The organism is Pseudoalteromonas sp. NGC95 (assembly GCF_015864705.1).
Classification (GTDB): Bacteria; Pseudomonadota; Gammaproteobacteria; order Enterobacterales; family Alteromonadaceae; genus Pseudoalteromonas; species Pseudoalteromonas arctica.
The window spans coordinates 64,693-75,163 of record NZ_JADYWR010000021.1 but is presented as its reverse complement, the minus strand read 5'-3'; the positions used below and the strand labels follow the sequence as shown (position 1 = coordinate 75,163).

11 protein-coding genes are annotated in these 10,471 nt (G+C 40.0%); 3 read left to right on the top strand and 8 right to left on the bottom strand.

Going from position 1 to position 10,471, the window contains the following annotated elements; all coding sequences use genetic code 11:
• The first annotated feature begins 230 nt into the window (after positions 1-230).
• Positions 231-779, top strand: a complete 549-nt coding sequence (locus I6E70_RS16710) for a DUF4124 domain-containing protein (protein WP_197189232.1) — start codon at positions 231-233, stop codon at positions 777-779.
• Here I6E70_RS16710 and I6E70_RS16705 read toward each other — a convergent pair whose 3' ends face one another.
• The 4 genes from I6E70_RS16705 to I6E70_RS16690 all read right to left on the bottom strand — a co-directional run bounded on the left by I6E70_RS16705 (position 780) and on the right by I6E70_RS16690 (position 5,560).
• Positions 780-1,034: a hypothetical protein gene (locus I6E70_RS16705; RefSeq protein WP_007582187.1), complete on the bottom strand. Its 255-nt coding sequence runs from the start codon at positions 1,032-1,034 to the stop codon at positions 780-782. It lies immediately after the preceding gene.
• A gap of 403 nt (positions 1,035-1,437) precedes the next feature.
• Positions 1,438-4,182, bottom strand: a complete 2,745-nt coding sequence (gene acnA, locus I6E70_RS16700; RefSeq protein WP_010554785.1) for an aconitate hydratase AcnA — start codon at positions 4,180-4,182, stop codon at positions 1,438-1,440.
• 202 nt (positions 4,183-4,384) lie between these two features.
• Positions 4,385-4,813 carry a hypothetical protein gene (locus I6E70_RS16695; protein ID WP_197189231.1) on the bottom strand — a complete coding sequence of 143 codons (429 nt, stop codon included), beginning with the start codon at positions 4,811-4,813 and terminating at the stop codon, positions 4,385-4,387.
• 363 nt (positions 4,814-5,176) lie between these two features.
• Positions 5,177-5,560 carry an RNA-binding S4 domain-containing protein gene (locus I6E70_RS16690; RefSeq protein WP_010554787.1) on the bottom strand — a complete coding sequence of 128 codons (384 nt, stop codon included), beginning with the start codon at positions 5,558-5,560 and terminating at the stop codon, positions 5,177-5,179.
• Between the two features lie 245 nt (positions 5,561-5,805).
• On the opposite strand from I6E70_RS16690, the gene I6E70_RS16685 reads away from it, so the two are divergent.
• Positions 5,806-6,093, top strand: coding sequence for a hypothetical protein (locus tag I6E70_RS16685; protein ID WP_007582180.1), 288 nt, complete (start codon positions 5,806-5,808; stop codon positions 6,091-6,093).
• Positions 6,094-6,148: 55 nt separating this feature from the next.
• Complete coding sequence (locus I6E70_RS16680) at positions 6,149-6,814, top strand: hypothetical protein (protein ID WP_169044573.1); 666 nt, start codon at positions 6,149-6,151, stop codon at positions 6,812-6,814.
• Position 6,815: 1 nt separating this feature from the next.
• Here the strand turns inward: I6E70_RS16680 and I6E70_RS16675 are convergent, their stop codons facing one another.
• The 4 genes from I6E70_RS16675 to I6E70_RS16660 all read right to left on the bottom strand — a co-directional run bounded on the left by I6E70_RS16675 (position 6,816) and on the right by I6E70_RS16660 (position 10,378).
• Positions 6,816-7,274, bottom strand: coding sequence for a cyclic nucleotide-binding domain-containing protein (locus tag I6E70_RS16675; RefSeq protein ID WP_010554789.1), 459 nt, complete (start codon positions 7,272-7,274; stop codon positions 6,816-6,818).
• Positions 7,275-7,303: 29 nt separating this feature from the next.
• The gene (gene ntrC, locus I6E70_RS16670) at positions 7,304-8,689 is read right to left on the bottom strand and encodes a nitrogen regulation protein NR(I) (protein WP_197189230.1); all 1,386 of its coding nucleotides are present in this window, start codon (positions 8,687-8,689) and stop codon (positions 7,304-7,306) included.
• Positions 8,690-8,703: 14 nt separating this feature from the next.
• Positions 8,704-9,774: a nitrogen regulation protein NR(II) gene (glnL, locus tag I6E70_RS16665; RefSeq protein ID WP_010554790.1), complete on the bottom strand. Its 1,071-nt coding sequence runs from the start codon at positions 9,772-9,774 to the stop codon at positions 8,704-8,706.
• A gap of 82 nt (positions 9,775-9,856) precedes the next feature.
• Positions 9,857-10,378, bottom strand: coding sequence for a DUF4124 domain-containing protein (locus I6E70_RS16660; RefSeq protein WP_024589531.1), 522 nt, complete (start codon positions 10,376-10,378; stop codon positions 9,857-9,859).
• Positions 10,379-10,471 lie beyond the last annotated feature (93 nt).

The following is a 10,471-nucleotide window of genomic DNA, read 5'->3' as shown; positions in this document are numbered from 1 at the left end:
TAATATCGAGAGCATTAGAAAGTTGCATAAAAAAATCCGAATTCTACAAAAGAATTCGGATTCTTACATACCTAGAAGATCGTTCAAGTTCTATTAACTAATTCTTAAATGATCGGCATTACAGCTTCGGCTGCGTTTTTATTTTCTTTTATTAGGGTACAAAAAATTGCCTAATTAAGTATTTTTTATTAGACTCAAGGCAATAAAGGATTAATTAAAGCAGGAACGCTATGAAATACTTTACCTACTTAGCTATATCAATCATGGCTATTGCAGTCATCTCTTTGTTTTATTTAAAAAAGCCCGATGGTCAAACATGGCTTTCTGCATCATCAATTAGCAGTGAATCTCAGCAAATTAAAGAAAAAATGGTTGCGCTATCTAGCAATACTTTGGACCAAGCAGTGCAGGGCGTTAAGCAAGCTGGCGATAAAATTGCGAGCAGTATTTCTGATGAACCAATGCCTGAAAGTACTACCTCAAGCAGCAAAATTTTTAAGTGGCAAGATGAAACAGGCCAATGGCACTTTTCTGATACACCTAGCCCGCATGCAAAAAGTATTGAAGTAAAACTCGATCCTAAAGATATTACTGTTATTGCTGCAGAAGACACGTCTATTTTAAATACCTCTCCAAGTACAAATACAATGTCGGCTGCACCAGAGGGGATCAGTATTTTGAACCCAGACTCTGTTAAAAAGTTATTTAATGATGCCGAAAATGTAAAAGACAAACTAGAAAAACGTAATAAAGAAATTAATAATTTAAGTGCACTTTAATTATTTAGAGTGAGTGCTTTTATGGTTTTTTAAATAACGTTTTTCGGCTTCCATCAATAATACGGTTAAATATATTTTAGTGGGAAGCGACAGCAGTACACCTACAGCAATGCATGCCGCGGCTATAATTATTCCTTTAATACCATGATTAACAGTGAAGTAACTCGACACAATTAAAGTGTGGCCAGTCACAATGAGGCACAACCCAAGCACTATTGATGTTTTAAGCAGCCTAATTATCATCGTTTGCGACATAGTTACCTCACTAATAGTCGCCCTAGGGCCTGTTTATCTATCGAGGTTAAATTTGCAGCAGTGTGTTTGGTATTTAGGCAAGGCAGAGCCTATGTAGTGTGGTTATTCCCCATGAATAGGCGATAACGTGGAATAAATGCCAAACATGCGCTGCCCGAAGGGTTCTGCCTAGGGGCTATTTACTCTTTGTTGCTCGGTTTTTACTTAGCCCACTAGGTTACAAACCTCACGCCGCGATTAAATAGCCCCTAGGTTGAACAAATTTTAATCCTGAAAGGTCAACAGGCCCTAGTGTAGGCACGCTTTAAATGCTTAGCATTGATTTAAGACAACAAACAGCATACATAAAAAAGCCCAGCTTATTACTAAACTGGGCTTTTAAATGTATTAACTACTGTCTTTGTTAGTCGAGCATATTACGCAGTACATATTGTAAAATACCGCCGTGTTTGTAGTAATCCCACTCTTTAGGGGTATCAATACGTACATCAGCACTCAAGGTTACTTTTTTACCTTCGGCATTTGTAGCAATAACGGTTACTTCATCGGTTTTATCGTACAGGCCATCAATATCAAATTGTTCTTGCCCTGTTAACCCATGTGACTCGTAGCTTTCACCTTCTTTAAATTGCAGAGGTAATACACCCATACCAATTAAGTTAGAGCGATGAATACGTTCATAGCTTTGTGCTACAACGGCTTTAACGCCTAATAAAAGTGAGCCTTTAGCAGCCCAGTCACGAGATGAGCCCGTACCGTATTCCTTACCCGCTAAAATAATGAGTGGAGTATTATTTTTTTGATACTCCATTGCTGCATCATAAATACTCTCTAGCGTATCGCCAGGCTGAGTACGTGTTACGCCACCTTCAGTACCTGGTGCTAGTAAGTTTTTAAGACGAACATTAGCAAACGTACCACGCATCATTACTTCGTGATTACCACGGCGTGAACCGTACGAGTTAAACTGCGCTTTATCTACGCCATTTTCTTGCAAGTATAAACCTGCTGGTGCATCTGCTTTAATAGCACCTGCTGGAGAAATATGGTCAGTGGTTACTGAATCCCCAAGTTTAGCTAAACAACGTGCGCCTTCGATAGTGGGGATACCTGGTGGTTCTACTTTCATACCATCAAAAAATGGTGCTTTTTTAATGTAGGTAGATGCGTCATCCCAATCGTAAAGTTTGCCATCTGGTATTTTAATTTGCTGCCAACGGCTATCGCCTTCGTAAACGTTAGCGTAGCTTTTTTCGAACATTTCTTTAGTTACTGTTTCTTTAACTAGGTCACTTACTTCTTTAACGCTTGGCCAAATGTTTTTAAGGTAAATATCGTTACCGTTAGCATCTTGAGCCAGGGGTTCGTTGTATACGTCAATATCGGTTCTGCCCGCAATGGCGTAAGCAACAACAAGCGGAGGGGATGCTAAAAAGTTCATTTTAACATCTTGGTGAATACGCCCTTCAAAGTTACGGTTACCCGATAAAATAGAGCTCACTACTAATTTATGTTTTTGAATTGCGTCTGATATTTCAGTTGCAAGCGGCCCTGAGTTACCAATACACGTAGTACAGCCGTAGCCAACTAAGTTAAAGCCTAGGCTTTCTAGGTCATCCATCAGGCCTGCTTTTTCTAGGTAGTCGGTAACTACTTTAGAGCCTGGTGCAAGTGATGTTTTAACCCAAGGTTTTACATTAATGCCTAACTGTTTTGCTTTTTTGGCAACCAAACCAGCAGCTAAAATAACACTTGGGTTAGAAGTATTAGTACAGCTGGTAATTGCGGCAATAACACAAGCGCCATCGTTTAACTCAAACTCTTGCCCTTTAAATTTAACCTTGGCGGCGCCCATAAACTGCGCTTCGTTAACTGGTTCATCTGGATTTGTTGTTGGCCCTTCACTTTCAATACGAGCTTGTTCTTCGTCGCTATTATCACGACGAGCCATACGTTCATCTTGAAAGTTTTTTAAATGCTGGCTAATCACTTCACCAGCCTTGTCTAGGGAAATTCTATCCTGTGGTCGTTTAGGGCCTGCAAGGCTTGGTACAACATCACCTAGTTTAAGCTCGAGTGTATCGGTATAGCTAGCTTCGTCACCATCGTTACGCCATAAACCTTGGTGTTTTGCGTAATCCTCAATTACCTTTAGGTGACTTTCGTCGCGGTTTGTTAAGCGAAGGTAGTTAATGGTTTCATCATCAATTGGGAAAATACCACACGTAGCGCCGTATTCTGGTGCCATATTCGCTATGGTTGCTCTATCAGCAAGTGGTAAGTCGGCAAGGCCATCACCATAAAACTCTACAAATTTACCCACTACACCATGGTTACGCAGTATTTCGGTTACCGTTAACACTAAATCTGTAGCGGTAGTACCTTCAGGTAAGCGGCCGCTTAGCTTCATACCGACTACTTGTGGAATGAGTAAGCTAATTGGCTGACCAAGCATGGCTGCTTCGGCTTCAATACCGCCTACACCCCAACCAAGCACACCTAAGCCATTAATCATGGTGGTGTGAGAGTCAGTCCCTACAAGCGTATCTGGGTAAGCGAATTTTTTGCCGTCGCGCTCTTCATTAAAAACAACGCGCGCTAAGTATTCTAGGTTTACTTGGTGAACAATACCGGTTGCTGGTGGCACTACTTTTAAATTATCAAAAGCGGTTTGTCCCCAGCGTAAAAATTCATAACGTTCTTTATTTCGGTCATATTCAAGTTTTGCATTTAAATCAAATGCACCATCATTTCCGTAGCCATCTACTTGTACCGAATGGTCAATAACAAGTTCAGCAGGTGATAACGGGTTTATTTTTGCAGGATCGCCACCTAGTTTTTCCATTGCGTCACGCATCGCGGCTAAATCTACAATAGCAGGTACGCCGGTAAAGTCTTGCATAACTACACGGGCAGGTGTAAAGGCAACTTCAGATGCAGGCTTTGCTTGAGGATCCCAATTAAGGAGAGCTTGAATATCTTGTTCTTTTATATTTGCGCCATCTTCGTTACGAAGAAGGTTTTCAAGTAATACTTTTAAGGAAAAGGGCAGTCGTTTCGCTTTGTCGCCAAGTCCTTTTAGAGAATGAATATGATATTGCTCACCATTTATTGTGAGCTGATGTTGGGTATCGAAACTATTATTCATTATTTGCCCCTTTATGAATTAGAAAAATATTTTGAAGAGTGACCTCTGTAGTGTTCGAGTTGCAAAGTACATACCAGTGTAAAAAATCGTGTTTAGAGAACGAATTTTATACAGTTAATATAGTAGAGATGATGCTGAAAAGTTTAATTTCAAGAGATGATTTGAAAGAGGTAGGGTCAAAAGTTATTTCGACCCTTATCAATTACTGTAACCAACCTTGTTGCTTACCCTTAATACTCAAACAAAGTAAAGCTATGGCAATAACGATTACAAATATAGGCATAAATACAGCACTTGCACCAAGTAGCTCAATACTGTTTATGACCACAAAATTATAATATTGCTGAATTAAAATAGCGCCGAGCGATAGCGCAAAAGTAGGTGTTGCCAGCGCGTTTTTAGCAAGTAAAAACAGACAACCAAAAGTGCTTCCAAATACAGCTATAGCAAATGCAATGGTTGACCAAATAGGAACGTTAGAGTAGGCAACTTGTTGATCTAGCGGAAGTTTACCTATCATTTCGGGTGTCATCATCATGTGCATAGCAAATGCAATAACGCCAAGTAAGTTCCATACGAGTGCCGCCCATACAACGGGCTTAAACCAATTTTTAGGTGTTTTGACAGACATTTTATAACCTTGTTTTTATTATTAATCAGGGCCTGTTTATCTTTCGAGGTTAAATTTGCAGCAGTATGTTTGGTATTTAGGCAAGGCAGAGCCTATGTAGTGTGGTACTCCCCATAAATGGGCGATAACGCAGCATAGATTCCAAACATGCGCTGCCCGAAGGGTTCTGCCTAGGGGCAATTTACTCTTTGTTGCTCGGTTTTTACTTAGCCCACTAGGTTACAAACCTCGCGCCGCGATTAAATTGCCCCTAGATTGAACAAATTTTAATCCTGAAAGGTCAACAGGCCCTAGGTTATTAAAGAGTAAAAAGGCCAACTATACAAGTTGACCTTTTTATATAAAAAGAGGGCTTTTAAATGCTTAACCAAATGAAATGGGACGACGACCTGTTTTATCATCTACTTTTGGTTTTTTAGTTCGCTTACGCTTACTTTTAGCTGGCTGATTTGTTGGTTGTGGTGCAGCTTGCTTTGACTCTGCTTGAGTTTGTACCGCAGGTTTTTCTGCAGGGGTTGCATCTTCACTTAGCGCAAGTTTAAAAAATTCACCATCAAATTCTAATACATCGCCACTGTATAATTTTTTCCGCTTTATTGTACAAATTTCATGGTTAACACCCACATAGCCTTCGGTAATTAGGTTTTTAGCTTGGCCGCCACCTTCAACTAAGTTTAGTACTTTTAATAATTTACAGAGCTCAATCGGCTCTTCTTCTAATTCTATTTCTATGTATTCTTCGTTCATATTTGCTCTCGGTGGGGTAACGCACAAGCTGTAGTATAAAGGCTTGCAGCTACTTTTGCACCAAAGCAAGTGACTTTCGCTAATTGTAATACGTAAATAGCTATGAAATTTTTTATGTATTTTATCTGTCTTTAAAAAAACTGAAGCAATTGAAGAGTAACCTTTGAAGCAGTTAATTTTACGTATGGCCTGCTAATTGCTAAAACTTTGGCGGATTAAATAGTTTTCATTAAATGGAGTAGGAAATGGGCGTAAGATTGGCAATGAAAAAAGAGCTAATGGGATTAGACAATTCAGGTATGTTAACTGCTGACGATGTTAGAGAGCACCTTGCTAATTCTGTAAAAAAGCAAGCTGATCAAGATGAGCGCGGTTTTTCTGTAATTTCAAAGTTCAATGATACCCATAGCCGTTTAGTTAGTGGTGATGCCACGAGAAAAACAAAACTCGAGTTTGAACGTCATCGTTTATTTAAAGAAGTTTTATATACTCGCAAAAGTGTTGATGCTTGGTTAGATAGCCAAACAAATTAAATTGCTATAAATAGTTACCTTTAATAGACTACAAGCGTAATCAAAAGGGGTAACTATGAAAAATGGAATTTTAATGTGTGTGTTGGCATTACCATTAGCTGCGTGCCAACAACCTACCGTGTATGTATTTAGTGAAAACTTGCAAGATGAACAGAGCAATCAGCTCGATGCTGCGCTAAAAGCACAATCGCTCCCTTATGAATATGTACCGCTGGCAATCCCATCAGAGTTTGGTGAGGCTACATTACTCTTATCAAGTGACAAAATTTACCCAAAAGAGACTGAGCAGTTAGCTACTATTATGCAGGGGCTAGGTTACGAGCCACAAGTTAACTATACAACGCGTTCAAATCATTTTTATGGTGATGGCAATATAGGCTTTTATCTAAAAAATGCAGTGGCGGGTACAACCTTTGTTATGCCTAAAAAGTTACGAACAACTCAATGCAGCGAAGACAAGTACAATGATTTACTCGTCACATTTACAGATAAATATGCTGACTTTACCCTACCCAGTGGCGCTGTTGTAAGGTTAGGTTGGGAGTTTTCATATGGTTACGTTGTCATTTATTACAAAAATTATTCGCAAACATACAGTCACTCACAACCACTTATAAATACGCCCTTTGGCGCCAAACCATCCGATACTTACAGATTTACAGCTCACGTTAATAACCCCAGCTGGCTTGATTGCTCACTACAAATTATTTATATGGACTGAACTAACCGTGAGTTTCTATATGCTCGCTAAGTTTTGCAATACGCAGACTCATACCTTCTATAATTCGGTCTTTAATTTTTTCGCGGATAACATTAGGCAAACGGGTGAGTGCTTCAGGGGTAATAGCGAGGACTATACTGTCGGTTTTAGCGCGAGCACTGGTGCTGCGTTCTCGGTTATTTATAAAAGCGCCTTCACCTATAAATTCACCGGGCTCAATAGTACCTAGTTCTAGCAAATGATTATGTTTAAATACTAATAACGCGCCGCTAAGTACAATGTACAAACGTTTGTCGTTATCGTATTGCTTAAATAAAAATTGATGCTGGCTTACTAAATACAACAGGCCGAACGACTCTAATAAGACTTGGCGCTCGCTGAGCGTAAATTCTTTAAAAAAGTGCAGCCTGTTTATAATTTCCATTTGTTTGAATAATGGAATATGTTCGATTAGCTTCATCAATAACCAAATGTGTTAAAAGCGTTTAATCAGCTAATATTGCGCTCTTTTAATTTTCGGGTCAACGTGTTGCGTCCCCAACCAATTTTTATAGCAGCATCTTGCTTATGACCAGAACAATTAGCCAGTGCGGTTTTAATTAAGCGAGTTTCTAGCTGGGCTTGAATGTCAGGCCAAATATTTTCTTTGCCTTGTTTAAGTTCTTGATTAAGCCATTGCTGAAACGCATCTAGCCAATCACCTTCTTCCTGGGTTGGCGAAGCATCCAGAATTTCCGGCGGTAAGTCTTGCTCGCTTACAAGCTCACCCGGTGCCATTACAGTAAGCCAGCGACAGGTGTTTTCTAATTGGCGTACATTGCCTGGCCAATTAAATAAGCGTAATTGCTCAGTTGCCTTAGGGCTCAGCACTTTGCTTTCTACTTGTAGCTCTTTAGCGCTTTTATGTAAAAAGTGTTGCGATAAGCTTTCTATATCTTCAGTGCGCTCTCGAAGAGCAGGTAAACGTAGGCGCACAACATTAAGACGATGGAATAAATCATCCCTAAACTTGCCCTGTTTAACTAAATCTTCAAGGTTTTGGTGCGTAGCCGCAATAATACGCACATCTACTTTTATACTTTGATGGCCACCAACGCGATAAAACTCACCATCGGCAAGAACGCGTAATAAACGTGTTTGTACATCAAGTGGCATATCACCAATTTCATCTAAAAATAGTGTGCCGCCATTGGCTTGCTCAAAACGGCCTTTACGCACGCTGTCGGCGCCCGTAAATGCGCCTTTTTCGTGGCCAAATAACTCTGACTCAACAAGCTCTTTTGGAATGGCTGCCATGTTAAGTGCAATAAATTGGTTTTCTTTACGTGGGCTATGATTGTGCAAAGCACTGGCAACCAGTTCTTTACCTGTTCCAGATTCACCATTTATTAATACGCTCATGCTAGAGGCCGATAGTTTACCTATCGCTCTAAACACTTCTTGCATTGCGGGCGCTTCACCAATTATGTGGGCACTTTTTGGTGGAGCTTGCTTGCGTTTAGTTTTTTTAGTGGAGTTTGCTCTGCATGCGCTTTCGACTAGCGTCACTGCTTCATTTAAATCAAACGGCTTAGCGAGGTATTCAAAAGCACCTTTTTGGAATGCATTTACAGCTGAGTCTAAATCTGAGTGCGCAGTCATTATAATAACCGGCAGCCCAGGGTTTTGCTCTGCAATAAGTTCAAGCAACGCCATACCATCCATACCAGGCATTCGTACGTCAGAAACTAAAACAGTAGGTTGGCTAAACTTTAGTGCGCTTAGTACATCTTGCGCATTAGCAAAGCTCTCTGTGTTAAACCCTGCACGGGTTAGTGCTTTTTCAAGTACAAATCGAATAGAAGCATCATCATCTACAAGCCAAACTGTTTTCATGCAAACTCCAAACATTAATCTGCAAAGGGCAGATAGATATTAAATTCAGTATGTCCAGGCCAGCTATCACATTCTATATAGCCATCATGTTGATCTATCAGTGTTTGCGCTATTGAGAGTCCTAACCCAGAGCCACCTTCTTTATTGGTGATCATAGGGTAGAACAGTGTTTCGCGTACACTGGGATCAATACCTGGTCCGTTATCAGATATTTGGATCAACAAGGCTTTTTTAGGTGCTTTACCTGGGCGACGATGCTGATGATTAATGCGGGTTTTTATTGTTATTTCACCGCCATCTACAAGCGCCTGTTGGGCATTTCGAACAATGTTTAATACCACTTGCTGAATTTTGCCTTGATCAATGTATACATCAGGAATACTTGGGTCGTAATCTTTAACTAAGCTAATGTTAGAACAATTATCTAACGTACTTAGCCTTGCAACTGATTCAAGTGATTGATGTATATTGCCATACGATTTTTGCGGAAGTTGATTGGGCCCCAAAAGCCTATCTACTAGTTCGCGTAATCGGTCGGCTTGCTCAATGATGAGCTCAGCACATTGATCTCTTTCTTGTTGATCAACCTCATACTGCAATAACTGCGCCGCTCCGCGAATTCCACCTAAAGGATTTTTAATTTCGTGAGCTAAGCCTCTAATTAGGTTTCGGGCAGCTTGATATTGATGCATTTGATTAGACGCTTGGTCGTGCTTAATTTCGTCATCGGTTTGGCGCCACTCAAATAAAATATAAAGCGAGCCATTAAACTTAATTTGTCGTGTACTTACGGCTACTTTTGCATGGCGAGAATCGCTAAAAACCACGTCAGCTCTATGCTGCTGGCAATCTACGCCTTCAACTAATGAGTATTGTTCTATACGCTGTAAATCGATTGAATGGTAGTTAAAAAGGCTATCAAACGGTTGATCTAATAGGCGCTTATTACCAAGGCCAAGCAGCTCGCTAGTACTAGTATTGGCATATACAACGGTGAAGTTTTTATCAAGTAACATGATAGCGGTTGTTTGATTTTGCCAAATGGCATCGAGTAGCTCAGGGCTAAAGTTTTTATTATTAATCATAGCTGCACCATTTTAGTGCGTGGATGTTTGCAAGCAAGTTATATGGTTAAATACACTGCTGCACGTTTAGTAATGCCCCAATTTAGTTACCTAGGTTTAGCCCTTTTCGGTGCATAAAAAATATGCAGGGTTCGCTTGTAGCAATAACTTGGTTTTTACTATTAAAAAGCTTTAATTGTAGTGTGTGCTGACCACGTTCTACATCTCTAATTGCAAAGGTTGAGCTGTCACTGGCTGGGCCGTGTGCTTTACCATCAATAAAAAGTTGTATAGTAAAACCAGTTTCAAAGCGTGGTTTTATTCGGCTAGTTACATAAACAGTGCCGGTATTTTCACGAATAGTCTGGTTATGATCAGGTGAGGAAATAGCAATACTAAAGGCCGCTTGTTGAGGCTGAGGTTGCTCGTCAAAAATGTCAGTATTTGTTGCAGGCATATTAAGATCTTGGCTGGTGAGCTTTACCTCTTGAGCCCCTTTATGGGGGGTGTCTGAGAACACTAATACGCCATTTTTATCTTTCCAAGCGTATATTTTTGTTTCACCGGCATAACCATAATTACTTAATCCTAAAGTAATTAATAGTAATAAAATCTTGTTATTCACTCTGCAGCCCTGCATTTTTATCGGTAACTTAACTTTAGTGGAGATTGACTAATTTTACCATTAAAAAAGCCCGCAAAGCGGGCTTGAGAACAC

What these genes read in the sequence shown, in the direction of transcription:
- acnA (WP_010554785.1), bottom strand. Translation starts at nt 4,182, where the DNA reads ATGAATAATAGTTTCGATACCCAACATCAGCTCACAATAAATGGTGAG.
- I6E70_RS16705 (WP_007582187.1), bottom strand. Translation starts at nt 1,034, where the DNA reads ATGTCGCAAACGATGATAATTAGGCTGCTTAAAACATCAATAGTGCTT.
- I6E70_RS16675 (WP_010554789.1), bottom strand. Translation starts at nt 7,274, where the DNA reads ATGAAGCTAATCGAACATATTCCATTATTCAAACAAATGGAAATTATA.
- I6E70_RS16690 (WP_010554787.1), bottom strand. Translation starts at nt 5,560, where the DNA reads ATGAACGAAGAATACATAGAAATAGAATTAGAAGAAGAGCCGATTGAG.
- I6E70_RS16685 (WP_007582180.1), top strand. Translation starts at nt 5,806, where the DNA reads ATGGGCGTAAGATTGGCAATGAAAAAAGAGCTAATGGGATTAGACAAT.
- glnL (WP_010554790.1), bottom strand. Translation starts at nt 9,774, where the DNA reads ATGATTAATAATAAAAACTTTAGCCCTGAGCTACTCGATGCCATTTGG.
- ntrC (WP_197189230.1), bottom strand. Translation starts at nt 8,689, where the DNA reads ATGAAAACAGTTTGGCTTGTAGATGATGATGCTTCTATTCGATTTGTA.
- I6E70_RS16710 (WP_197189232.1), top strand. Translation starts at nt 231, where the DNA reads ATGAAATACTTTACCTACTTAGCTATATCAATCATGGCTATTGCAGTC.
- I6E70_RS16680 (WP_169044573.1), top strand. Translation starts at nt 6,149, where the DNA reads ATGAAAAATGGAATTTTAATGTGTGTGTTGGCATTACCATTAGCTGCG.
- I6E70_RS16695 (WP_197189231.1), bottom strand. Translation starts at nt 4,813, where the DNA reads ATGTCTGTCAAAACACCTAAAAATTGGTTTAAGCCCGTTGTATGGGCG.